Annotated in this window: 29 protein-coding genes; 24 read left to right on the top strand and 5 right to left on the bottom strand. The window is 39.5% G+C overall.

Annotation, left to right across the window (positions count from 1 at the left end; translation table 11 throughout):
* Positions 1–191 precede the first annotated feature (191 nt).
* Positions 192–1,010 carry a helix-turn-helix domain-containing protein gene (locus MKZ16_RS23570; protein ID WP_076104326.1) on the top strand — a complete coding sequence of 273 codons (819 nt, stop codon included), beginning with the start codon at positions 192–194 and terminating at the stop codon, positions 1,008–1,010.
* A gap of 24 nt (positions 1,011–1,034) precedes the next feature.
* On the top strand, positions 1,035–2,210 hold the full coding sequence (locus tag MKZ16_RS23565) for an MFS transporter (protein WP_038572629.1): 1,176 nt from the start codon (positions 1,035–1,037) through the stop codon (positions 2,208–2,210).
* Between the two features lie 273 nt (positions 2,211–2,483).
* Here the strand turns inward: MKZ16_RS23565 and MKZ16_RS23560 are convergent, their stop codons facing one another.
* On the bottom strand, positions 2,484–2,816 hold the full coding sequence (locus tag MKZ16_RS23560; protein WP_076104327.1) for a helix-turn-helix domain-containing protein: 333 nt from the start codon (positions 2,814–2,816) through the stop codon (positions 2,484–2,486).
* A gap of 122 nt (positions 2,817–2,938) precedes the next feature.
* Here MKZ16_RS23560 and MKZ16_RS23555 point away from each other — a divergent pair, with 122 nt between their 5' ends.
* On the top strand, positions 2,939–3,859 hold the full coding sequence (locus MKZ16_RS23555; protein WP_076104328.1) for an NmrA/HSCARG family protein: 921 nt from the start codon (positions 2,939–2,941) through the stop codon (positions 3,857–3,859).
* 263 nt (positions 3,860–4,122) lie between these two features.
* Here MKZ16_RS23555 and MKZ16_RS23550 read toward each other — a convergent pair whose 3' ends face one another.
* Complete coding sequence (locus MKZ16_RS23550) at positions 4,123–4,581, bottom strand: hypothetical protein (RefSeq protein WP_076104329.1); 459 nt, start codon at positions 4,579–4,581, stop codon at positions 4,123–4,125.
* A 270-nt stretch (positions 4,582–4,851) separates the two neighbouring features.
* On the opposite strand from MKZ16_RS23550, the gene MKZ16_RS23545 reads away from it, so the two are divergent.
* From MKZ16_RS23545 to MKZ16_RS23465, 17 genes are all read left to right on the top strand, one after another.
* The gene (locus MKZ16_RS23545; RefSeq protein WP_143759012.1) at positions 4,852–5,088 is read left to right on the top strand and encodes a hypothetical protein; all 237 of its coding nucleotides are present in this window, start codon (positions 4,852–4,854) and stop codon (positions 5,086–5,088) included.
* A gap of 332 nt (positions 5,089–5,420) precedes the next feature.
* Positions 5,421–5,678 carry a CPCC family cysteine-rich protein gene (locus tag MKZ16_RS23540; protein WP_076104331.1) on the top strand — a complete coding sequence of 86 codons (258 nt, stop codon included), beginning with the start codon at positions 5,421–5,423 and terminating at the stop codon, positions 5,676–5,678.
* 68 nt (positions 5,679–5,746) lie between these two features.
* Entirely contained in the window at positions 5,747–5,902 is a 156-nt protein-coding gene (locus MKZ16_RS23535; RefSeq protein WP_179089994.1) for a hypothetical protein, read from the top strand.
* A 96-nt stretch (positions 5,903–5,998) separates the two neighbouring features.
* Complete coding sequence (locus tag MKZ16_RS23530) at positions 5,999–6,196, top strand: hypothetical protein (RefSeq protein ID WP_143759013.1); 198 nt, start codon at positions 5,999–6,001, stop codon at positions 6,194–6,196.
* Positions 6,197–6,359: 163 nt separating this feature from the next.
* Complete coding sequence (locus MKZ16_RS23525) at positions 6,360–6,827, top strand: hypothetical protein (RefSeq protein WP_076104333.1); 468 nt, start codon at positions 6,360–6,362, stop codon at positions 6,825–6,827.
* Between the two features lie 55 nt (positions 6,828–6,882).
* Entirely contained in the window at positions 6,883–7,134 is a 252-nt protein-coding gene (locus tag MKZ16_RS23520; RefSeq protein WP_081386657.1) for a hypothetical protein, read from the top strand.
* Between the two features lie 185 nt (positions 7,135–7,319).
* Positions 7,320–8,087, top strand: a complete 768-nt coding sequence (locus MKZ16_RS23515) for a nucleotidyltransferase domain-containing protein (protein WP_076104334.1) — start codon at positions 7,320–7,322, stop codon at positions 8,085–8,087.
* 286 nt (positions 8,088–8,373) lie between these two features.
* Entirely contained in the window at positions 8,374–9,156 is a 783-nt protein-coding gene (locus MKZ16_RS23510; protein ID WP_076104335.1) for an SDR family oxidoreductase, read from the top strand.
* A gap of 404 nt (positions 9,157–9,560) precedes the next feature.
* On the top strand, positions 9,561–10,415 hold the full coding sequence (locus MKZ16_RS23505) for a hypothetical protein (protein ID WP_036683084.1): 855 nt from the start codon (positions 9,561–9,563) through the stop codon (positions 10,413–10,415).
* Between the two features lie 178 nt (positions 10,416–10,593).
* Positions 10,594–11,037, top strand: coding sequence for a GNAT family N-acetyltransferase (locus MKZ16_RS23500; protein ID WP_076104336.1), 444 nt, complete (start codon positions 10,594–10,596; stop codon positions 11,035–11,037).
* Positions 11,038–11,159: 122 nt separating this feature from the next.
* Entirely contained in the window at positions 11,160–11,600 is a 441-nt protein-coding gene (locus MKZ16_RS23495) for a DUF6678 family protein (protein ID WP_051491267.1), read from the top strand.
* 308 nt (positions 11,601–11,908) lie between these two features.
* Positions 11,909–13,093 (top strand): glycosyltransferase, encoded by a 1,185-nt coding sequence (locus MKZ16_RS23490; protein WP_076104337.1) that lies wholly within the window; start codon positions 11,909–11,911, stop codon positions 13,091–13,093.
* A gap of 202 nt (positions 13,094–13,295) precedes the next feature.
* Positions 13,296–14,360, top strand: coding sequence for a serine hydrolase domain-containing protein (locus MKZ16_RS23485; RefSeq protein WP_076104338.1), 1,065 nt, complete (start codon positions 13,296–13,298; stop codon positions 14,358–14,360).
* 114 nt (positions 14,361–14,474) lie between these two features.
* Positions 14,475–15,584 carry a hypothetical protein gene (locus tag MKZ16_RS23480; RefSeq protein ID WP_076098605.1) on the top strand — a complete coding sequence of 370 codons (1,110 nt, stop codon included), beginning with the start codon at positions 14,475–14,477 and terminating at the stop codon, positions 15,582–15,584.
* A 154-nt stretch (positions 15,585–15,738) separates the two neighbouring features.
* Complete coding sequence (locus tag MKZ16_RS23475; protein WP_076104339.1) at positions 15,739–16,197, top strand: GNAT family N-acetyltransferase; 459 nt, start codon at positions 15,739–15,741, stop codon at positions 16,195–16,197.
* A 28-nt stretch (positions 16,198–16,225) separates the two neighbouring features.
* The gene (locus tag MKZ16_RS23470; RefSeq protein ID WP_076104340.1) at positions 16,226–17,698 is read left to right on the top strand and encodes an amidase family protein; all 1,473 of its coding nucleotides are present in this window, start codon (positions 16,226–16,228) and stop codon (positions 17,696–17,698) included.
* A 199-nt stretch (positions 17,699–17,897) separates the two neighbouring features.
* Positions 17,898–18,473 carry a dihydrofolate reductase family protein gene (locus MKZ16_RS23465; protein WP_038572611.1) on the top strand — a complete coding sequence of 192 codons (576 nt, stop codon included), beginning with the start codon at positions 17,898–17,900 and terminating at the stop codon, positions 18,471–18,473.
* Positions 18,474–18,614: 141 nt separating this feature from the next.
* On the opposite strand, the gene MKZ16_RS23460 is transcribed toward MKZ16_RS23465, so the two are convergent.
* On the bottom strand, positions 18,615–18,812 hold the full coding sequence (locus MKZ16_RS23460; RefSeq protein ID WP_036683067.1) for a hypothetical protein: 198 nt from the start codon (positions 18,810–18,812) through the stop codon (positions 18,615–18,617).
* Positions 18,813–18,998: 186 nt separating this feature from the next.
* On the opposite strand from MKZ16_RS23460, the gene MKZ16_RS23455 reads away from it, so the two are divergent.
* The 4 genes from MKZ16_RS23455 to MKZ16_RS23440 all read left to right on the top strand — a co-directional run bounded on the left by MKZ16_RS23455 (position 18,999) and on the right by MKZ16_RS23440 (position 21,938).
* On the top strand, positions 18,999–19,349 hold the full coding sequence (locus MKZ16_RS23455) for an MmcQ/YjbR family DNA-binding protein (RefSeq protein WP_076104341.1): 351 nt from the start codon (positions 18,999–19,001) through the stop codon (positions 19,347–19,349).
* 77 nt (positions 19,350–19,426) lie between these two features.
* On the top strand, positions 19,427–19,618 hold the full coding sequence (locus MKZ16_RS23450) for a hypothetical protein (RefSeq protein ID WP_076104342.1): 192 nt from the start codon (positions 19,427–19,429) through the stop codon (positions 19,616–19,618).
* Positions 19,619–19,754: 136 nt separating this feature from the next.
* The gene (locus MKZ16_RS23445) at positions 19,755–20,627 is read left to right on the top strand and encodes a GNAT family N-acetyltransferase (protein ID WP_076104343.1); all 873 of its coding nucleotides are present in this window, start codon (positions 19,755–19,757) and stop codon (positions 20,625–20,627) included.
* Between the two features lie 171 nt (positions 20,628–20,798).
* Positions 20,799–21,938, top strand: a complete 1,140-nt coding sequence (locus MKZ16_RS23440; protein WP_076104344.1) for a 5-methyltetrahydropteroyltriglutamate--homocysteine S-methyltransferase — start codon at positions 20,799–20,801, stop codon at positions 21,936–21,938.
* 446 nt (positions 21,939–22,384) lie between these two features.
* Here MKZ16_RS23440 and MKZ16_RS23435 read toward each other — a convergent pair whose 3' ends face one another.
* Together MKZ16_RS23435 and MKZ16_RS23430 are read right to left on the bottom strand one after the other, a co-directional pair.
* On the bottom strand, positions 22,385–23,326 hold the full coding sequence (locus MKZ16_RS23435) for an NAD(P)H-binding protein (protein WP_036683055.1): 942 nt from the start codon (positions 23,324–23,326) through the stop codon (positions 22,385–22,387).
* A 78-nt stretch (positions 23,327–23,404) separates the two neighbouring features.
* Positions 23,405–24,304: a LysR family transcriptional regulator gene (locus MKZ16_RS23430; RefSeq protein WP_036683054.1), complete on the bottom strand. Its 900-nt coding sequence runs from the start codon at positions 24,302–24,304 to the stop codon at positions 23,405–23,407.
* Positions 24,305–24,338: the final 34 nt, after the last annotated feature.

Here is a 24,338-nt window from a genome sequence, read left to right as displayed (position 1 = left end):
GTTTATTGGCTTATTACGCACCAATTAAACATTGGAAAGAAGCATAATATAAACAAGAAGGCAGCCGATCAACACGATCAGCTGCTTTTGTTCATCTAAGAGTAATTTCTTAAATAAATAAAGGCATCCTTGACTTTCCCCTGCACGGGAAGCTGTATACTCACATTATGTTATAGATTGGAGATGATATTTTGTTCAAAATCAGTGCATTTTCTAGGCTAAGCAAGGTGTCCTTAAAAACACTGCGTTATTACGACCAGATTGGCATACTTAGGCCGAAAAAAGTGGATCAGGATACCTGCTACCGTTACTATTCCGCAGATCAGCTTCTTGAGCTCAACCGAATTTTAATCTATAAGGAATTGGGTTTTACATTGCCCCAAATTAAACAGCTGCTTCAGGAAAATATTTCATTAGAAAATATTCAAGGCATGTTTAAGCTGAAAAGAAGCGAAATCCAGCATATCATCGATACGGAACAAGCTAAACTCGTCAGGATTGAGGAGCGTATGCAGCTTATAGAAAAAGAGGGGCAATTCGAAACGGGTCAAGAAATCAGAGTCAAGGCAGAGGGTGCTCAATTGTTTCTTTATCAGAAAGCATGCGGGAAAGAAGAGGACATTCCGGATTTGCTTCGTCAATTTGATCAGTTTATAACGACGGAAAATCGTCAATTAATTCAAGGTACTCAGGTTGTTTTGTGGAAAGAAGTCGAAGGAAAAGAGGATGAGTTTGAGTTTGAAGTCGGGTATTTTTTAACCTGTGAGCTGCGATCATTCCCAGAACCGTTTCAGCTACGGACTCTTCCTCCTGAACCGATGATGGCCACAATGGCTTTTCATTCAAATACTAATTTTGATTGTGCGGCCTGTGTTCATTTAGCTAAATGGATTGAGAAAAACAACTATCAGATCAAGGAGAACGAACCGGGCAGGGAGTTATATTTACCGTTATCTCCAGAACGAGATGCACAATTCATAGAAATACAAATTCCCATTATAAATAGATAACTGAAGAAGGTGGAGTGGGGGAAATTGAAAAATAAACGGATCATTTATGTTCTGGCACTGGCTGTTTTTCTGATTGGAACCATTGAATATATTATTACGGGAGTTATTGAGATGATCGCTGTGGACTTGGGAGTATCTACTTCAGAAGTTGGATTATTGGTGACTGTGTTTGCCCTCTCCGCAGCCATTGTCGCTCCGGTTTTGATTGCATTAACGATCAATGCAGATCGCAAAAAACTACTAATGACCACCTTAGGTGTGTTTATTGCCAGCAACGGACTTATGTTTGTAGATCTTGCTTATGAAACAGTACTATGGTTACGTATTATCCAAGGGGCTAGCGGAGGAATTGCTACCGTTGTGGCCATGGCAATAGCGACACGTCTTGTTGAAAAAGAAAAAAGGGGCAATGCCATCGGCATCATTTTGATGGGGCTTAGCAGTTCGCTAGTGCTTGGTGTTCCTGTGGGCACATTTTTTAGTGAGATGTTTGGATGGAGAGTGCTATTTGTTTTAATAGGATTATTAAGTATTCTTCCATTACTTATCATCTATAAAAAGGTTCCGGCAATCAAAGAAGAGGAAAAGGTTACTCTCAGAATGCAGCTCTCTATTTTAAAAAATCCAACTATTCTGATGGCCTTGGTTATTACGTTATTTTATGTCAGCGGCTATTCTACACTGTTTACTTATATTACGCCTTTCTTGCAAGCAACATCCTCTCTTTCCATGACCGAAATCAGCGGTGTTCTGTTCTTGGCGGGCATTTGCAGCTTTGTCGGATCCAGATTAGGCGGACAATTGGCAGATGCAAAAGGATCGGAATTTACCATTTGTCTCGGGCTCCTGTTACAAGGGGCGACTTTGCTTTTATTCGCTCTAGCCGGAGTGAATCTCTTGGTATTAATCTTGGTATTAATGATTTTTATGTTAGCAACGTGGAGTATTTCCCCGGCCCAGCAACTATATCTGGTTACTCTGGCGCCTAGAAATCCGGACATTGCTCTTAGTGTAAATACTTCGTTCATCCAATTTGGCTTTGCACTGGGATCTGGATTAGGCGGGTTAGTTATCAGTCGTACATCTGTCCTATATTTGAATTGGCTGGGTTTTGCCGCTGTATGCATAGCTTTACTTCTTGCCATCTTACTATTTAAAAAAATGAGCAGTAGGACTAAAACTACTATGGCTATTAAATAAGAAATGGATCGAACTGCTGATGATTTCGAGAGCCGGGTGGATAGAATTAATTGCCTATCCTGGTTTTCAAGGGCTATATGAAATTAATGAAAAAAGTGGTTGGTTTGACTGCGATAACCTCGAAGAATTTATTTTTGAAGTCGAATCACATGTCGATTCATTACCTTAACTTTACGCTAACGTGAAACGATAACTCAATAACGACACACAGGCAGTCGGTCAATGGATCGGCTGCCTATGTTCAACTAACGGGCAGGTTAGTGTAATCAGGAATTAACCCTGTTGCGTATGTTCTTTCCCCCAGTCACACATAGTTTTTGTTATAGGAAGCAAAGATACCCCTTTATCGCTTAAAGAATATTCAACTTTTGGTGGGATTTGAGAATATTCCTGACGTATTATTAATTGTTCTTTTTCTAATTCTTTCAGTTGCTTGCTTAACATTTTATGTGTAATCCCATTAATGGATCTTTTTAGTTCATTGTATCGCATCACTTTATCTCGTCCTAAAAAGAAAATAATTAACATCTTCCATTTTCCACTCATAATGGAGAGGGTATATTCAAAGGATTCCAATCCATTGAAATTTTCATTGCTCTCGTTCATTCTAATACTCTCCTTTTGGATAGTAACTCACTAATAAGTGCATACTGTTTTTTAATCACATTATATACTATCCTATGCTTATTACTACATCAATAAATTTTCGCAACAAAGGAGTTTTTCAAATGAATAATAAGCAAAAAGTAATATTAGTCACAGGTGCAACTGGTTTACAAGGGGGATCTGTGGCACGGGAAGCATTAAAGCAGGGATTTAAAGTCCGTATTTTAGTTAGAGATAAAAATTCTACTAAAGCCCAGGCACTTATTCAAAAAGGGGCAGAGGCTGTAGTAGGTAACTTCGATGACCCAACCTCTTTGGAAAATGCTATGAAAAATGTCGATGCTGTTTTTTCTGTGCCTATCTCTGGCGTGGATACCAATGAAACAGATAGAGAGAGAAAACAGGCTTTTGCATTAATTCAAAGTGCAATAAAAAGTGGCGTAGAACAATTTGTGCATACTTCCGTTGCAGCCACAAGCAGATATACGGAATTCCCGGAATGGGGAACAGGTTATTGGTTTGAAAAATATTGGACAGATAAGTGGGATATAGAGGAAGCTGTTCGTTCAGCAGGCTTTCCTTTATGGACTATCGTGAAACCAGCACATATTATGGAAAATTTCACTGAAAAACCTGAGTTAATGTATCCACTTTTAAAACAAGGGGAAATAAAAACGGTTACGTTTGCGGATACACGTATAGATCACATTGCAGTTGAAGATATTGCTTCTTTTGTTTGTGCAGCCTTTGCAAATCCTGAAAAATTCAATAAACATAATATTGAATTAGCTGCCGAATCGCTGTCATATAAAGAAATTGCCGAGATCATCTCGGAGGTAACAGGAAAAGAGCTTAAAATCACAACACTTAGTATTGAGGAAGCATTAGAGCAAGGGATTCATCCATTATCTGTACGAAGTGAGCAATGGAATAACGTAGCTGGTTATAATGTAGATATTGATTCGTTAAAAACTTATAATCTTAAATTAACCCCGTTTAAAGAATGGGCAGAGAAATATAAAGACAAGATTAATATCGGCTAATCCCCGGAGGTTTATTTGAGAAACAGTACTAAGCTAACGGGCAGATTAACGTAGGAAAATAGATATGGACGTGACTGAAACGGAGCTTTTAAATATAGCTATATATATTGAACTTGAAAATATTTTATAAGGGAAGAGAGACGCAAATATAAAATATTGGGAATACGGATGTTAGTGGTTATGGATCTATCAATAATAAAGTAAAACATGAAAGCGAAGAAGGAGCCATTGTCGAAAAACAACGGCTCCTTCTTTATGACTTGCTATTTTGATGAACTTGTTGGAATATCAGCATCAGTCGGGTTTTCATTTGTTTCATTTATGAGTAACGAATTGGGATAAAATTTCGAAAATGTTGATTCATCTACTTTTAAAAAAAACTTGCCTTCAAAAATTAGTTGATTCGTATTAGGTCCGATTTGATCTAAATTTCTTGCTATCTCCGATTCCTTAAAGATACTTTGTTTATCTGCTCGCAAGAACATGCCCTGAGGTGTATATAGTTGACTATAATACCCTTTTGCGATTTTTGATTCTACGGATTCTTTTACAGATTCTACGGATTCCACGTTATTTGTTGAAAAATTAGTGTTAACAGGATGTTCATCTGTCTTATTTACGGTTACCATTTCTGGATAGGTGTCTGCTTTTGAATTGGATATTAACACCACTCCTGAAATAATAGTCACTGCAAAGGCTATTAAGCCTATTTTTTTAAACATACTATCCCCAACCTTTCTTTACCAGTAAATATGTCCTACTTTAAAACATTATATTCACAAAAATGTTGAACGAATCGATAAGGTTCGTAAAGGAAAAGATCCCACTATAAAATGTTCTATTTTCCTAATTTTATAATAATACCTTTTAAAGTACATGTGAACATCATTTTACGATAATATTAATTTCCTTATGCATTAAATCTCCAATTCTTCTCTATGTATTTCCGGTGGCATTTGGAAAGACATGCGTTAACCGAAATTGTAGACATTTTGGACAAATTATTTCCTGCCCTCAGCGGGTATTTGGAACGCTTAACGCAAGCTGGGACTTCAGGCCTTGAATTTGGTGTGTATCCTGGAGGAATCCGAAAACTTTCTGACGAACAAGAAGAACGGCTGAAGGAGACCATTGCCAAGCAAAGAACGGTGGATGCTAGATTCGAAGCGAAATGCACTTGGACGTTCGTGCATGGGTCCTTCGCGAGTTCGGCGAGAAATATACCCTAAAAGGAATCCCTAGAATGCTGAACGGCTTGGTTTTAGCTATACAAAAGCCACCTATACGCTGGTATGAGACAACAAGAGGAACAAAAACAATTCCGCGATGTCACTTTACCTGAGCTAAAGGAGAAACTGAACCAGCGAGAAATTGACCGTCTTTTATTTGAAAAAGAACCCTTTTTTTGAGCATTCAACTATCGGGAAACGATAGTTGAATAATACATTACATTGATAAGCAGGTGCTTCGGTATTCTGCTCTTTTTATTAAGCTAACGGGCAGGATAGCGTAACGGTAACGTAGAAATAATGGGGAAATAATCAAAAGGTGGCTCAAAAAAATGGTGAGAATGCAGTGTCCTTGTTGCGACTATTTTACTTTCAATAGTATAGAAGATGCTCTCTTTGAAATCTGTGAAGTATGCTTTTGGCAGTACGATGAAGTTGCTCATGACAAGCCTAAAGTTAATATAGGTGCAAACCATATTTCCTTAGACCATGCTAGAGAAAACTTTAAAAAATATGGTGTATGTGAGGAAAGATTTAAAGCAATGGTAAGAATGCCGATAAATGAAGAGCTTCCAATGAATAACTTATAGTAGTCCATCACGCTAACGGAAAACATAGTTTAACAAAACAGTAAAATCGAATGAAGGAGGTTGGTTTTGTGTGTGAATTTGTAATACGAGGGAAAAAGGGCTGTTTTATATTAATCACCATAGAAGAGGTATTCGATTTCCCGAATATTACAAGCCATTTTGGTGGATATGATGTTAGAGGAACCGCCGAAATCAAAAGTGGGAACTATTATCTCAAGGGGTAGTTGTGGTTCTCAACAGGTGAAGCCTATCAGTTTTATAATCAGTTGATATTGTGTTGGGCTGATTTAGACGGTGTTGCAACCTTTATAAATTCTGAAGTGAACCTAAAGTTAGATGTTACGTTTAATAAGCGAGGGCAAGTAATCGTCGAAGGTTACTTTAAGGAATTTGCACATGAGGACAATAAGTTAAAGTTTGAAATTGAAAGCAATCAAAACTTTTTTGTGGAGACATTGGATGGATTGAAGAAAATCGTTAAACATTATGGGGACTTGAAAGGAATACCTTCTGAGTAGCACTAAGCTAACGGGACACGATAGTTGAATAATACAAATTGATGAGCAGGAGCTAAGGTATCCTGCTTTTTTCATTGAACTAACGGGTAGTTTAGTTCTGATATGTGCTAATATAGTTTATGTAAGACCAATAAATTAACACGGGTCATCCCAGGTGATTTGTATGAGTTTAACCCACGAATTTTTTCTTCTTAACGTTGATTTTGATTTGAATAACAGATATGAATGGTACAGAAATAATCGGTATACATGGGCTGAGAAGTCTGTAGTATTAGATGAGACTATTCAATACATGACGGATTTTTTGAACTGGTTACCTTCATATAACCCTGAAACAAAAGTAAGTCACAAAGGGTTAAATTACTATGGCGTAACCGTTATTAATAAGCTTGGAGCAGAGAAGCTAATAAAGATATTAGATAAATGGCTTGAACTAATCAGAGAAGCCCCAGACACTTTTAGTTTAAGGGGAGATACTATTTGGAAAGAAGAAGAGAATGAAGAGGGCTACTGGGAACAGACGAGAAATTGGTTGAAACGAGAAACAATGCAAAGTGAATTAGAAGTATTAATTGACTTGGCTGCCAAAGCTTCAGCCAATAACCAATTGATTATTCACTTCGGAATCTAAGTACAGCCGATGAAAGTAAAAAACTATGAGCTTATAGGCTGGTTAGAAACCAGCAGTGATTGATGTGATAATCGAAATTGATGGTTACTTTGAGAATGTACTGCTTAAAGGCAAAACATGTTCAATTATAGAATTAAGAAATATGTACATTATTGCCAAAAGTCATTGCACAAACATAAATGATATTTCAGCCATCTTTTGCAGACTATTTGAATTTGAATTAATTCATGAAGCATACAAAGAAGGGATTGGGATTGATTTCGTAATTGATACAGATACAGACCATGTTTATACACCAAGGTATTAAACTAACTGGAAACGTTAATTTAATAAAAACGTGTAAGCAGCCGCTCAAACAACCGGCTGCTTTTTCATTAAAGCTAACGGGCAGGATAGTTGAATGATTTCGCGAATAACTTAAGTCATGACGAATTTACGAAGTTCGCAAAAAGGCGTTAGCCGAAAGAAGTTCTTAGTTTAGGAGGAGTCTATATGATATTAGAAAAAGTTATAAATAGAATTGAAATACAAAGTGAATATAAGGATTTTGTTGATAAGTATATAGATAATATACTTACCGAATTCAAAGGTAAGATTCATAGCATTTATATGTGTGGCTCGATTCCAAAAGGAACTGCTAAACCTTTTAAGTCAGATGCAGACTTTACTATTGTATGTGTAAATCCCAAAGATATTGATTACGAAAGATTGTCAAATATTAAAGACAGGCTTTTGGAAGAATATCCAATAGTAACTAAGATTGATACGATAATTTGCTCGATTGACGATGTATTAAGTAAACCAAATGAGTGGGGTTTTTGGGTAAAGATAATTTGTGTTTGCATATATGGTCATGACGTTGGTGAAAAAGTACCACCGATAATTATTTCTCCAGAGTTCATTTTAGACTTAAATACAGAGACCAAGGAGGAAATAGATCGTATACATAGTTTACTTTCTAATGCTAGTGATAACACAATGAAAACTAGATATATTAAAGGTTACTCTAAGAGATTAATTCGTGCATTATACTCTTTGGTTTTAGAAGATACAGGTGTATGGCAAGATGACATTATTAAGATGAAGAATGCCCTATTAAACTATTGTGAGATTGACTCCGCTTTAGTTGATTATCTGTATGCTTGTTACTTGGATAGTAATGTACTTGTTGAAGAGTTTCTGGGAATTGCAGATGAAGTATGTAGCTATTTTGAGAACGTCTTAAATGCAATGGCTGCTTCCAGAACTTCCTTCGGCTAACACCATATTGACGCTCCGGGTCACTCTGGGAAGCGAGTGACCACATCCAGCCCCCTAAGCCCGTCGGGACGTCACTGCGTTAGGTGTTTGGCAAGCCTCACAACTATAAGCAGCGACTCTAATTAAAACATATGACTATCGAGCTAACGGGAACTTTAGTTGAATAATACACATTAATGAGCAGGCGCTACGGTAGCCTGCTGTTTTTATTGAAGTAACGGGCAGATTTGCACAATAGTCACCGCAGTTTAATGCGACTTCAAAATAAAAAGGAGAGAAAAGACCCATGAATAATACACTTGGCAGATTAACAGGTCGAATCGCAATAGTAACAGGTGCAAGTCGCAGCACAGGAATCGGTGCTGCAGTGTGCAAAGAGTTGGCCTATCTAGGCGCTGATGTATTTTTTACACACTGGGTTAGTTACGATCAACAGATGCCCTGGGGTAGCAATAATGAGGAGCAAAAGCAACTTTGTGAGGAAATACGTTCCATGGGCGTTCGTTGCGAACACCTAATGATGGATCTTTCTGTACCTGAAAGCTTTGTGGATTTATTAAATAACGTTGAGCAGAAGCTGGGAGAACCTTCCATTCTTGTTAACAATGCTTGTTATTCGGTTAACGATGACTTAACCACGATTACCCCAGAGTCTTTGGATGCACACTACGCAATTAATGTTAGGGCGGTAACTATGCTTAGTGTGGAATTCGTTAGACGGTTTACGCAATCGGCAGGTGGTCGAGTTATTAATATGACATCGGGCCAATCACTAGGTCCCATGGCTGGTGAAATCTCTTATGCCACAACGAAAGGGGCAATAGATGCTTTCACACGAACTTTTGCAGCAGAGGTGGGACCGAAAGGCATCACCGTAAATGCGATAAATCCTGGACCCACAGACACCGGCTGGATGACTCCTGACCTACGACAGCAGTTATCTAAGCAATTTGTAACAGGTAGAGTAGGATTGCCTAAGGATGCAGCTCGTCTGGTTGCATTCTTAGCCAGCGATGATGGGGAGTGGATTACCGGCCAAGTTTTACATTCCACGGGTGGATTCAACTAACGGAGAACGATAGTTGAATAATACATTACTTTGATAAGCAGGTGCTTCGGTATCCTGCTCTTTTTATTAAGCTAACAGGCAGGATTGTTTAGAAAGTCCCTGATTGTATTTACCTATGCTTACTGTTAATCTAAACAATAGAGATGCAAACAAAGGAGCATAAACTTATCATGTGGAATACTCTGTAAAGATTAACAATTTGAAAGGATGCCTGAAATAGTGACTACACTATTTATTAGGTATGCTTTTCTTTAATCTTATAGGGTATGCAGGAAAAGGTGTATCATATACCCATCCTGCGGATACCTGATGGTATCCGCTTTTATTCGTGGGAAACAGCATAACAGCATCTCTATTGATTCCTACCTGTTTATCCTTCTACTAGCGAGTGGAGGAACTTTGTTATGCGATCGAAGTTAGTCTTGATTGAGGGAATGCCAGGATCTGGTAAAACAACAACTGCTCAGCAAGTTCATGAAATTCTTACGGAAGTGAACATTACATCCCAGCTTTTTTTAGAAGGAAATCTGGAACATCCTGCTGATTATGATGGAGTCGCTTTCTTTAAGAAAACCGAATGCGATGAATTATTGAATACCCGTAAAAAGTTTAAAGATTTGTTGAGTAATCTAATGATTAAACAAGGTAACGATTACTTCCTGGAATATCGGAAAATAAAAAATGAAGTCTGGTCAAGTTTTCCAGATGAATTGCATCACGCAGTTTTTAAACATGATATTTATGAATTGCCGCTAGATCAAAATAGGAAACTGATAACAGAAAGATGGAAGAAGTTTGCGGATCGTGTTTTGTATGGCACAGACACCTTTGTTTTTGATTGTTGTTTTATACAAAACCCTGTAACTATAGGCATGATTAAACATGGTGCGAAGAAGGAAGACGTTATAAGTTATGTTATTGAACTGGCAACAATTGTAGAGCGATTGAATCCATTGTTGATATATGTACAGCAGAATGATCTTGATCATTCTTTCAGAAAGGCTGTAAAGGAAAGACCTCAGGAATGGTCAGAGGGATTTATTGAATATTACACGAACCAAGGGTATGGAAAAGAACAAAATTATAAAGGGTTAGATGGAACACTGCAGGTTCTTAAAGCAAGAAGGGAACTGGAAGAAGAAATTTTTAACAGATTAAACATTACCAAGATAAAAGTTGATAACTCTTCTTATAATAAAAATGATTATAAGCAAGTTTTAGAGGGCATTTTATCAGAATATTATAAAACAACAAACTAATGAGAGATTGGATTCTAATGATTGCAGGCTGAAAAAGAGGCAATCTATAAAGCTTACGGGAAACGATAGCTGAGGAGCATTGCCATGACAATGCTCCTCTTTTATTTGTTAAAGTTACGGGCAGGATTGCTTCATCAATTGTCGAATCCTTTGCTTGAATATTTCTATAAAGGGGGGGATGGAAATTAAAATACGAGAAGTTGTAGCAAATGATTATACTGAAGTTGTTTTTTTATGGAATGATGTACTTGGCGTTCGCAATGTTAATATTGAAAACTTTCGAGTTACAATGGAAAACATGAATAAGGCTGGAAATTACAAAACATTCGTTGCATTATTTGAAAATGATGTGGTTGGTTTTGTCACTATAGTTCAGGCGTTATCCGTAGGGTCTTCGAATGGTTATCTACATATTCAAGGGCTTGCTGTTAAAAAGGAATTACAGCATAGTGGGATAGGTACAGAACTACTAAGATACACTGAAAATTACGCTAAAGAAATGGAAATATCAAGTATTATTTTATGTAGCGGATTTAAGCGAACCGACGCCCATGCTTTCTATGTGCATAATGGCTATGACAAAGATTCATACTGCTTTGATAAGATTATTAAACTTGACTAATTTTGAATATGTAATAGCCGAGCAGCCATTTTGTATTAAGTTAACGGATAACGATAACTCAATAACGACACACGGGCAGGTCAGCGTGGGATTTATGTTGTTATTCAGGAGGATTTTTAATTGTGGGTTTTGAACAGGATTTTAAAAAAAGGGTACATGAAGTTATTACACAGAAACAATTATGTTCAGTTATGAATGACACTAAGTGGGGAAACTTACAAAGTGATGTACTAAATAAACTACCTTTTACCCCTCCATATCAAGCTAAGTATGTATTAGACGATATACTTTATCCAGAGAACTTCGAAAACGACGTCTGGTATTTAGGGGATTGGATAGAAGGACTTTCACCTTTTTTTTCTGTAGAATGGATACGGGTTAGACCAAGGTATCAGAAGCACAAGGGGAATCTGCTTCCTCCTGAATTAATTGACATAAGTAAAGAATTTCTTTCGATTTTACATGAATTAAGAATTCCGTATAGAGAAGAAAATAATACATTTTTCATTTATGGATATATATCAAATACAGACTCACTTTTCAAAGGTAATCAATTGAGCTAACGGGACACGTTAGTTCAATAAACCAGCGGCAGTCTAAAACTTTATTTACTCAGACACCAACTTTCATTTAATTTGATCATATTACACGTTCGAAGATGCTTTCGGACACAGTTTGCCTTTAACTAAACACAGAACATTAATCCTATCGTTACTGGAGGTTGATGCACTGTGTTTTTTTCTGCGGATTTCTTCGTTTGCTTCGCTCTATAGAAAATCATGAAGTTAATATTCAGTTGAGGATCTCATCACTATCTGTTTACGATTCAGAGTTAGAGTTAGAGAAGGCCAAGCGAAAAAGGAGCTTTCTCATGAACACAGATCCTAAAGTACTTATTGTAACTTCGGCATTTGGAGACGGGCATATCAAAGTAGCAGAAGCAATTGATCATTCTTTTAGACGTAGAGGGATCAGCCGGATTGTTACCTTGGATCTTTTCGCTGCAGTCTACCCTAGTCTGAATGAGCTGTCCCGCAGATTCTATCTGAACAGCACAGGTTATACTCAAGAATTTTATGGATTAGTGTACAAGTTGACGAGCAAGATTAAACCAGACCAGTTCATGGGTAAATGGATTCATTCTATGGGCAAGCGGAAAGTGCAAAGGATCATCGACGAGATTGGACCGGATATTATCATTCATACCTTTCCCTATTTGGCCGCTGCTGAGCTTGCATCAACAAAGGGAAGACGAATCCCCCTTTTCACTGTCATGACGGATTATGTGGTTCATGGCAGGTGGCTTCATCCACAAACCTCGAAGTATTTTATTGCTACGGAAAGTATGAAAGCAGAATTGATGTCATTAGGTGTTGCTGAAGAAAAGCTTGTGGTTAGCGGGATTCCGATTCGTGAAACTTTTGAACAGACTCAGGAACGTGAAGCCCTTTTGCGTAAGCATGGGCTAGATGGAAATCGGCTTTATCTATTACTTGCGGCAGGGGCTTACGGCGTGTTGAGTGATATTAACCATTTAATAATAAGGGTGCTACAGCAATCAAACTTCGATGTAATGGTATTGTGCGGGAATAATCATAAGCTCCAGATGGCTACGGAAGAGCTTTTTCTAGAGAATCCTCGGGTTCACATACGGGGTTATACAGAAGAAATGCAGGAGCTAATGTGCATATCCTCCTGTCTGTTGACCAAAGCAGGGGGGATTACCTTGACTGAGGCGATGGCTCTAGCACTTCCTGTAATTGTCTATCGTCCGCTCCCCGGTCAGGAGGCAGGCAATGCAGAATGGTTGTCTGAGCACAATTTAATAGAGATTGCCCGAAACGAGGAGCAGTTAGTAGAGCAGCTTCAGAGATTGGAGCATCTGGGGTACAGGGATGAAAAGGTGCAGGATATGAAGAACTTTTCCCGGAAATCAGCTGCGGATACTATCGTTACTGAGGCTTTAGAGGTTATCAAGCTGCGGCAGCCGTCTGTTTCAGCCGTAAAATCTATGGTTGTTGAAGGGCAGGTGAAGACGATTCATGGATATTATTAGCAAGGTAGAAAGACCACGCGTTGTGGGTCCTCTAATTGGAGGCTGGCTCGGAAGCTCGGGAAATGAATTGCTGCCTTTTCAAGTAAGCGACTGTTTATTTGATTATAATTATTTATTACCAGATAAAGGGTCGATAAGATGTTATTATTTGTATGGGTGAATTTATTGAAAATGGTGCTTTATTGTCATTGGGGAGGACAAAATGTACAAGAATCAGAAGATAGAGGATATTTTGCATGAAATGCTAATCAAGTTTGTGGAAAATGAAAAGTTTCCGGGATTAGCGACCGGAATCGTAAAGGACAACCAAGTTCTGTTTACTGGTGAATATGGGACGGCAAATTTATCGACGGGTGATCCTGTAGTTCGTGGCACTTTGTTTCACCAAGCCTCTGTCTCCAAAACCTTCGTAGCAACCGCCATTATGCAATTAGTTGAGCGTGGTAAGGTAGAATTGGATGCCCCCATCACTAAATACCTGTCATATTTTAAGTTAGAGGATGAGCGGTATCAAAATATAACAATAAGACAGCTTATGAATCATACCTCCGGTATGCCTGATGAGGAAGATTATGCGTGGGATCGCCCTGAATACGACGAGCAAAGTCTTGAACGATATGTAAAAGGGATAGGTCACCACAAGCTGTTAAGCCAACCGGGAGAGAAATTTGCCTATAGTAATATAGGATATGAGATCTTGGGAGATATGATAGCAAAAGTCAGCGATATGAGCTTCGAGCAGTATATGGAAAAAAATATCCTTGAACCAACAGGAATGCAGTCCAGTTCTTTTCTTAAACAGGAGGTTGAAGCTTATATTGCTGCACCTCATGTGCTTGGAGCTACCCATGAATGTGGTGGCTGCGTTAGTAGTGTTTTTCCATATAACAGGGCCCATGCACCTAGCTCCACTTTATATACCCATGCCGAAGATATGTGCCAATATCTGTTGATGCATCTAAACGGTGGAACAGCCGGGAACGGCAATGAAATCCTCCAGCCAGGTAGCTATGATGAAATGTGGAAACCTCATGCACAAACGGGCTATGATCCGGAAAATGCACAGATAGGATTGGGCTGGTTTCTAGGAGAATATAAAGGTTCTCGTATTCTCTCACATTCCGGCTGGGATACTGGATTCTTAAGCAATCTGTTCCTGCTTCCCGATGAAAAAATCGCTATTTCTGTTATGAGTAATTGTGACTATGTCAACATGGGCAGTGTATGCTTCCCAATCCTTGATCTGTTGCTTGGCTCCAATATTTAGAACGAGTCTGTAACTGATTTTACAACTTCATAACAAGGGGCTTCGTACTTTATAACATTCGTAACTTAAAGTACATGTAAGTCAAGCCCACTTACACTATGGAGGTTATGAGAAATGAAGAGTAAAGATCTGAAATCAGCCCTTGGGGTGATCGCGATATCCGGTGGTCTGCTGGCCCTGACTGCTTTGGCAGTGCCCAAAATCGTCGCTTACACTACAGTGAACCAGAATGTGTCTCAAGCGAACGTTTCCTACACGCAAGAACTCAACCAGAAGCCTGCTGTTCAACTGGCGAGCAGCCAGATCCCGGTACTTAAGGTTGCAACCAAAACACCAGTCTCGACGATCAAGTCGTATTTTGAGCGCACAGTCACCGCTGAAGAAATTAAGCAGATTAATGAGTATGCAGAGAAGGCCAGGCTCACTGGCAAGGATGAACAGCTTACGCGGCAATTTACGGACCAGGAGAATAAGCGGCGGATGTTATTGGATGATCAATACAAGTACGATGGTTTACGGCCCAAGCAGAAGCTACCTTTGAAATCAGGGAGCTCCGAATTTTATCTGGATCAAAGCAAATTTACCTATGTATTTCCTAAGCGCGAACTGACCGATGAAGAAATGCTGCAATTGATCGACTGGAATTACCGTTTTAATTATGTGGTAAGCCTCAATCTTGTCGTGGCACAGCCAGATAAGAAGGACATCAGTCAGGATGAAGCCTTACGCAGAGCAAAAGAGAGCGTAAGCCGTCTATTCGGTGTCGATCTCTCAAAGTTGCAGGCTCAGACCTCATATCATAAGCCTTTTCCTGATTCGAAAGGGCAATGGTTCGTTAATTTTCTACCTTACCGGGCAGAGACACTGCGGGCTCAGGATAAGTCTTATTTCATGTATAATACTTTCGTGGATGCAAAGAGCGGGACCGTACTTGATACCACGATAGTGGATCTGTCCTACAAGAGAACTCCGATTACAGCAGCTATAAATAAAAAGATTAGCCAGGATTCCAGCTGGCTTCAAGCCGCTAAATCCATTGTGGTGGACAAGCAGGGCGAGACCCGTGCGATAACCAGCTCCTCTATCATTAAAGACAGTGCATATGACAAAAGCGGAGTGGTAGCGGTCTTGGTCAAACTGAAAGACGGTAGCACCTACACGGCAGAGCTGCGCTATCCCGAGAAGACGCTGCGCTGCCTGATCTATACACCGGTTTCCAAGTAATGAAGTGAACCAGCGTTATAACCTACTTTAGTATTTACAACCTACAGCAAGCCCCACTCGGGGCTTGCTGCTATGCATTTTGAGAGCTGGTGGATGACTATTGTGAGAGCAGACATGGGTATAGGAATTTCTTTTTACAAGAAGGGATGGTTAGATGCTAGATATTAAATCCTTACAAGAATGTCCTCTTCGTCAAAATGAGCTTATTAAGTATGTCAAAAAACGGTGGCCAAAAGTACAACAAGTTGTGCTCCCCAATATACAAGAAAGTTTAATCTCAAAAGATGAGGAGTTTCCTTTTACATTTTTGCTGTTGAAACATGATGTAATCATCGGGTTTTATCAATTAATTGAGCAGGAATTTATAACTCGAAAAGATTTATCACCTTGGATTGCGCCATTGTTTATTGACGAAAGTGAGAGAGGCAAAGCACTAGGAGCCGTTCTGTTGGAGCATGCCAGAAAAATAGCTGGACAACTAGGTTATGCAAAAGTCTACTTGGCGACGGATCATATTCTTTATTATGAGAAATATGGATTTAAGGAGATAGGTCTGGATAACTTCGAGTGGGGACGGCCCACCAAAATATATGAACATGACACTATTACATAAATGACCCAAATGGAAAGCAGGAGTTATCATGGAGCATATCTTCGAATTAGCAAAAATAAAGAGTGAAGAAATAACGATACTCGAACTGCAGGATGCAATGGTAAGAGGGGATGTTAGTTCTAGGGAACTTGTTATGTATTACATGTATCGGATAGCAACGTTTGACCAGAGTGGTCCCATGATAAACTCTATTATGGAAATGAATCCAGATGCGATTTTTATTGCCGAGGCATTAGATCAGGAGAGAAAATTAAGCGGAGCACGAAGTCTTTTACATGGTGTGCCTGTATTATTGAAAGGAAATATTGAAACGAATGATAAAATGCATACAACCGCTGGCGCATTAGCTTTGGAAAACCATGTTAGCTCAAACGATGCTTTTCTTGTCCAAAAACTAAGGGATGCTGGGGCAATTATACTTGCAAAAACAAATATGACGGAATGGGCAAATGGGGTGTCATCATCCATGTGGGCTGGGTATAGCTCAATAGGAGGACAAACCAAAAATCCATACGGGGATCATTTTCCGGGGGGTTCCAGTACGGGTTCTGCCGCTTCTGTTGCAGCCAATTTTTCAACAGTAGCCGTGGGGACAGAGACGTCTGGCTCTATTTTAAGTCCAGCTGTGCAAAACGCGATTGTTGGTTTAAAGCCAACTGTAGGTCTAATAAGTAGATCAGGCATAATTCCATGGTCATATTCTCAGGATACAGCTGGACCTATGGCAAGGAATGTGACAGATGTTGCGATCTTATTAAATGCACTTACGGGAAAAGATGAAAGTGATCCTGCTACTTGGAAAAATGAATATTCTACTATGGACTACACAGCATTTTTGGATAAAGACGGATTAAATAAAGCGACCATAGGCGTTTTTAGAAATGCTCTACCTAAGAATTATTGTGACATGGGTGAATATGATGAACATTTATTTAATGATGCTGTGGCTAAATTAAAAGATTCTGGAGCCAACATAATAGAAGATATAGATATTCCATCGTTCCATAGAGAGTGGAAATATAACAAAATGAATCTTGAATTTAAGCATTCCGTTGAAAATTACTTATATAACCTTCCGGCTCAACTTCCTGTCCATAACCTAAATGAATTGATTGAATGGAACGAGCGGAATTCGGAAAAGGCTTTGAAATATGGACAAGATATGCTGAACTATCGATCACAGCTAGATAAACCGTTGAATCATTCGGAATATATTGTAGAGTCTATCTCTGACTTATATTATTCGCAAAATATAGGGATCGATCATGCTTTAGAAAAGTATGGATTGGATGCAATCCTGTTTCCTGCTTATGTCGGAGCTGATTTAAGTGCTAAAGCAGGTTATCCAACTATAGCAGTGCCCGCAGGCTTTCAAGAGAATGGAAGAGCCTTTGGGATCACATTTGCAGGAACGGCATTTAGTGAACCGACACTCATTCGGATTGCATTTGCATTCGAACAACAAACGAAACACAGAAAAATGCCGGCTCTAAAGAAATGAAAGATGATTTGAAAATTAGAAAAAGGTGCATTTACAAACGAACGTATGTTTGCTAAAATGTTTATGTGGATAAAAATACCAAAGTGAAGAAAAGAGCGTTTGAGATTAGCAATCCATAAAAAACAACCCAAGTTGAATTCTGCTAAAATGTAGTTAATGTCTAATGTAGATATCCTTCATGAACAAAGGAGAACTGAAAATGAGAAAACTCGTTCTATTTCTTCACGCATCGCTTGACGGTTTTGTAGAAGGGCCGAATGGTGAAATGGACATTGGCTGGGTTTCCTACGATGCTGATTTGGAGAACCATGCGAAAGAAATTCTGAGTACTGCCGACACTGTCATTTGGGGACGTGGGACTTATCAGATGATGCACAGTTACTGGCCATCTGTCCCTTCGAACCCATCAGCTTCGCAGCATGAACGGAATCATGCCGAGTGGATCGAAAAGACAGCTAAGATCGTTTTTTCCACGACGCTGGAGAAAGTCGAATGGAATAATTCCAGACTCGTGAAAGAAGCTGTCGAGGAAGAGATCAATAACCTCAAACAGCAGCCCGGCAAGGATATGGTCATCCTCGGCAGTCCTAGATTCGCACACCACCTTATGCAGCTTGATTTAATTGATGAGTATAAAATTACGGTTTCTCCCGTCCTGATCGGTAAGGGATTGCCATTATTCCAAGGTCTCAAGGAGAAGAGAAATCTTAAGCTAATCGAAAACAAGACCTTTGATTCTGGAGCCATAGGTCTCGTTTACCAGACGGTAAGATGACCTTGTCACTTAAGGTGATTACGCTCACGAGGAACGTTATTGGAACGACAACAGCGGCAGTCTAAGACTTTATTTATCAAGTCTTGGTCCGCCGCTGCTTGTTTTAATGGATCCAGTCTAATACTTTATTTTTACCAAACACTAATCAGATGTTGGTTCTTTCATAAACCATGAAATATGGGTGCATCGCTTACAAATAAGGATGGCAGCGTTTTTGTTCGCCCAGTCAAAGCCTAAAAATGATGCGCCGCTTGTGTTAAGCAGTTTATAATCCAGATCAAAGGTATCGTTTTGACAGCAAGGACAGGTTATTGGTGCGCCTGCAGCACTGTATCTCATTATAAAAACCTCCTGTAGATTTGTATATTACTTTAACGTATTTAAGGTTATTTAGGTTTCGTGCACTTGAAAGGATTACTCACGAGTTCATTTTGCCAAGGGCAAGAGTGTTAGGTTTATTTCAGTTATAATATTTGATATAAGGGATACAGGATTCGTTTTAATGAAGAAGGTGAGGGACTGGTTTTGACCCATAATATTATCGAATACTGTTTACAAAAGAATGGAGCAACAAAGGATTTTCCTTTCGGCTTCGATCCAATGGTGATCAAAATTGCCGGTAAAATGTTCGCGCTTATATTTGAGAATAAGGGGAATTATGCTTACATAAATCTAAAATGTGATCCGGTGATTGCAGGGAACTTGCGAGAGCAGCATGAGAGCGTTCGGCCAGGATACCACATGAACAAAAAACACTGGAATACGATTGTTTTGGATGGCTCCTTACCAGAGTCGGATATCTATTTAATGATTGATCACTCTTACGATATGGTTGTCAAAAATCTCCCTAAAGCCCTCCGACAAACGATATATTGAAGGTGGCATTAAGTTGTCGTTAAAATGGCAATGAACTGGTATAATATGGTTTATAATCATGGGAAGGAGTTGTATTTATGTCTGACTTTTTTAATTCAGGACCTAATCCCAATTTGTCGGACCCTGCAGGCCATAAAGCAAACCATGATGTAAATGCGCAAAAATATCATACTGAAGGCGTTCCTGGATTTTGGAGCGAGGTAACCAATCTGTTGATCGTTGTGGCTATAATTGCCGTCATTTTTTTAGTTATAAGGTTTGTTTTATGATTACCCTGGTTTAGAGTGAAGATATTGACTTTTAGGAGGCGGTTCCATTGGTAACTAACATTAGGTGGACAGAATTTAGAAGGATAACGCCTACTCGTCCATAAACTGCGTATTTTCTTCTTAATGAGGGTACTAGATGCAAGAATATAAAATTTGTACAATGAAAGACTTTTCAAAGCATTACATTGATCAAATCCGGACATTAGAATATCTTTGCAAGACGTCCGACAGGTCAAGTTTGAGGGTGGGTGTAGAAAGCCTTAAGGAGATAGACGGAGATGAGGCATTCTTGTGCCAGATCGATAACCAATTAGTCGGATTTCTCAGTTGGTATACTTCGGATGGCATCGAAGCTAATATTAACGGAATGGTTCACCCGGACTTTCGTCGCCAAGGTGTATTCCACAGCTTACTGAAAAGTGCCGCATCAGATATGCTAATGCAAGGCATACAAACTTGTCGTTTTAGGATACCTTCTAATTCTCAATCAGGTATGGATTATATCCGGCATTTAGGGGCAAGTGCTGCACCGTCTGAATTCCTCATGGTTTATAATCGGGCACAAATCGCTGGATCAAGCCACTCCGGTTTAGTTGTACGATTGGAAGAAGACCAGGATTTAGAGTTTATGGTTAAATGTTCATCACAAGCCTTTGGTGATTCAGAGTCCTGGACTAGGAATTATTTAACTCGTACAAGAGAACCTGCACGGATTACTTACATTGCTGTGGACAACATGATTCCGGTTGGGATGATCAGAGTCAATGATTTAGATACAAATACTGCGGTTATACATGATTTTTGTGTGCTTCCTTCGTGTCAAGGCAGAGGATACGGCCGTGAAATTCTTTCAGAGGTAGTTAAAGTCTTGCGAGATCAGAAAAATACTCAGATTCGTCTTGGCGTGGTCACTCAAAATAGAAATGCATTATCCCTCTATCAGTCGGTTGGGTTCGAGGTGACTGCGGAGTTTAATTACTATGGAATATCCGTCGATATGATTTGTTAAGGAAGAGGCGCTACTCATGCGCCTCTTCTTTTTTTATCATGCGCTTCTCATTATCACGCTGAATCTAGCTATAGTTAATACTTATAACCTGCCATAGTGCATTGGTAGATCGGTTAGTCAGTCGGTTATGATATATTAATTCTAATAATTTGTTTACGAGGAGATTAATATATGAGCATTCAGACCAAACCCCAAAAACGAACCGTTACTCCATTTAGATATGATATCGTGGGCAGCTTCCTGCGCCCCCAAGCGTTGAAAGAGGCTAGATTGAAATTCAAGAACGGCGAAATTACTGCCGAGCAGTTGAAGGAAGTAGAGAACGACGAAATCGTTAAGCTCGTGCAGAAACAAAAAGAGGTGGGTCTTCAAGCGGTAACCGATGGTGAATTCCGCCGCTCTTGGTGGCACCTCGACTTCTTCTGGGGACTTGACGGTGTGGAACGGACAATCATTGATCAAGGTTACCAATTTAACGGTGCAGAATCCAGACCAGAAACAGCCCGACTGACCGGGAAAATAAGCTACAGCAGCCATCCTTTTGTTTCACATTATGAATTTTTAAAAGATGCTGCTGGTGAGGACGTTGTTGCGCGTCAATCGATTCCTGCAGCTGCACAATTCCTGTTTGAGCTAGATCGGGCGGAAAACAAGGAAAGCACAAATGAATTATACCCGAATCGCGAAGAGCTTATCTCGGATATTGCCAAAGCATACAAAGCATCGATTCTTGCCTTTTATGCAGCGGGCTGCCGCAGTATTCAAATTGACGATTGTACGTGGGGAGCGCTTTGCGACGAACAGTTTATAGCGTTTATGAATCAGATTGGCGTGAACGTAGCTGAATATGCAAGCGAACTTGCAAAATTGAACGAGGAAGTTGTAACTGGTCTGCCGGAAGATCTTGTTGTAACGACCCATGTATGCCGGGGCAATTATGTTTCGACTTATGCTGGAGTAGGTGGAGGCTACGAGCCTATCGCGCAAACGCTTCTTAATATCAATAACTACTCGGGTTATTATCTGGAGTTTGATACCGAACGTGCAGGTGACTTCAAGCCATTGCGTTTCTTGAAAGACAATCAGCAGGTTGTGTTAGGTCTGTTCTCATCCAAATTTGGTGAGCTTGAAAGCAAGGAAGATATTCTGAAGCGTATTGAGGAAGCGAAGCAATACGTTGATCTAAACCGGATTTGCCTTAGCCCGCAATGTGGCTTTGCTTCCACGGAAGAAGGCAACCACCTGACAGAAGAGCAGCAATGGCGTAAGCTTGCTTATATTAAAGAAATTGCTGAAGAGATCTGGAACTAACTTTAATTAAAAAGTAGACAGAGATAAAGATAAAGCACCTTTAGCCATTCGGATGTTTATCCGTACGGTTAAAGGTGTATTTTGTTCTACAGTGAGCATACCGATATACTTGGCGAGTTCTATCTATACCGTGACGGAGGATTAGGGAAAACCTCCCTAATAAAAGCCGATAATTGCTCTAAATGAATGAAATTAGGGAATAACTCCCTAAAAACAGAGCAATATCAAGAATTACCGCCAAATCAGTTAAATTTCAGGGAAGAATTCCCTGATTATTAGTCTGATGACCAGAATCCTCTGGTAATAAGGGAGGAATTCCCTAATTATCTCCAGGGCGAGCATATGATTGAGCTTTACGGAGTTTTTTTGCCACGCTCAGTATAAAAGAAATCACCCCCGTTTAATAAACGGGGGTGATTTAGCCTAAGAAGTAAGAGTGTCAGCTTTTAATTGTCTTTAGAGTGTCTTTCGCCAACCTGGAATTCATCGGCATGTTCAAACATATATTTCACGGTCAGAGGGTCATGACCAGTAAGTTGTTTGAAGTCGTCTGTATAAACATCCATTTTTCCTTCACGAATAGCTTGTCCGAAAGTAACCATACCTTCTGAAGAAAAGGGTGCTTCGGAGCCTTCTTTAAATGCACCGTCGGTGGTTCTAGGCACGCCCATTGCTTCGAATACGGCATAATTTTCTTCATCCGTGTTTTCTTTGTAGGTGATATGATTGCCCGTTACTTCATTACCAATCTTAATGAAATCGGTAATTGTCATCAATTCAAGTCCGTTGATATTTAGAATCGCTTCCTGATAATTATTGGAGGCTAGGGCGTACGCAACGGCTTTTGCGCAATCCTTCCGCGAGATATAAGCCATTTTACCGTCACCTTGATTGTTTGTTAATACCCCGTCACCCTTCACATACGTGAAGTAATTGGTAATCATGGCTTCCGCGTATTGGGAATTCCGAAGGAAGATATAATCTAGCCCAACGCTTTGAATATAACGTTCGGTATACACATGGTCGATTTTTTCTACGCTTGGATTGCTTTCATCGGCTGCGTTTACTAGAGAAGTATAAATGATCTGTTTGACTCCAGCTTCTTTGGCAGCATCGACCACATGTTTTTGTGCATTTTGGCGTTTTTCTCCAACAAAAGGCATGGAGATTAGAGCGAGTTTATCGGCATGAGCAAAAGCTTCGGCAAGGCCGTCCTTGTTATTAAAGTTGGTCACATGTGTTTCAATCCCTTGTTCCGCATATTCTTTCAAACATGCTGGATCGTAAGCGCAAAAAATGATTTGGTCTTTATCTACCAGCTCCAACAAATATTCCGCAGCTTGCTTCCCTAGATTTCCATCGACACCAGTCAACAATAATTTACCCATGATCGTTGTCACTCCTTGTTGAAATGAATTATACCCTTATAGTATGTGAAAAAAGTAACATAGTCTAACACATAAAACTTATGGTCGATTGCTAAATCCAATTTGGATTTGTTGCAGGAAGGAAGGCAAGGCCGGGTTTGTATTATTTTTGAGATAACCTGCTTCGATTGCAAAGGTATGGTGTGAATCATCTAAGGGAATTAGCCGGACTTCATCTTGAAGATAAGCGAGCTGATAGTTATCCGGGAAAAAGCCAATCAAATTCTCCGTGATGATATAAAACAATTCTGTCTCCACATCGTCTGCGGTTCGAAGAATGTTCGGCTGATAGCCGTCTTCAATTGCATGCTGGATCATTAGATGATAAGAGTTTCCAATAGCTGTTGGATTCAGCATGACTAGTGGATGTTCATATAACTCCTCTTTGGCGATCGATTCATGATGAAACAGGGGATGGTGGTGACTCACAGCCGCACAATAACGTCCCTTATACAAGGGATAGGTTACAATGTCCTCTTTTCCCTGAAACTCGGAATCAAAGGCAATAGCCACGTCGTAAATCCCTTTTTGCAAGTATTCTGCAATATCTTTTAGCAATACTTTATTCAGTTCCAGCTTAATATTCGGATGATGATCCTGAAACGAGGGAATCAATTTCAACAAACTTTGGATATCCGTCATCGCCGCATATTCGATACTCAAGGATTGCGTATTATACTTTTGAAAGTTTTCCATGCTCATCTTCATATGGTTATATTGCTTCCAGAGGATGAGGGCTTCGCCATAGAAAAGCCATCCGGCTTTGGTTGGCTCAATAGGGATCTGCTTTCTGTCAATCAATTGAATGTTGAATTCCTCTTCAAGCGCGGCGATTTGTTGGCTAATGGTGGTCTGCGATACATAGTTCTTTTTAGCTGTTTCCGTAAAATTTCTGCATTCCACGAGATCTATAAAATATTTAATCCTTCTTATGTTCATAGTATCCTCCGCATGCCGCTGTTTGCTTTTATTA

This window comes from Paenibacillus sp. FSL R5-0928 (genome assembly GCF_037970385.1).
Taxonomy (GTDB): domain Bacteria; phylum Bacillota; class Bacilli; order Paenibacillales; family Paenibacillaceae; genus Paenibacillus_AQ; species Paenibacillus_AQ odorifer.
Note: the sequence above shows the minus strand (reverse complement) of the source record. Positions and strands in the feature narration are given on the sequence as shown.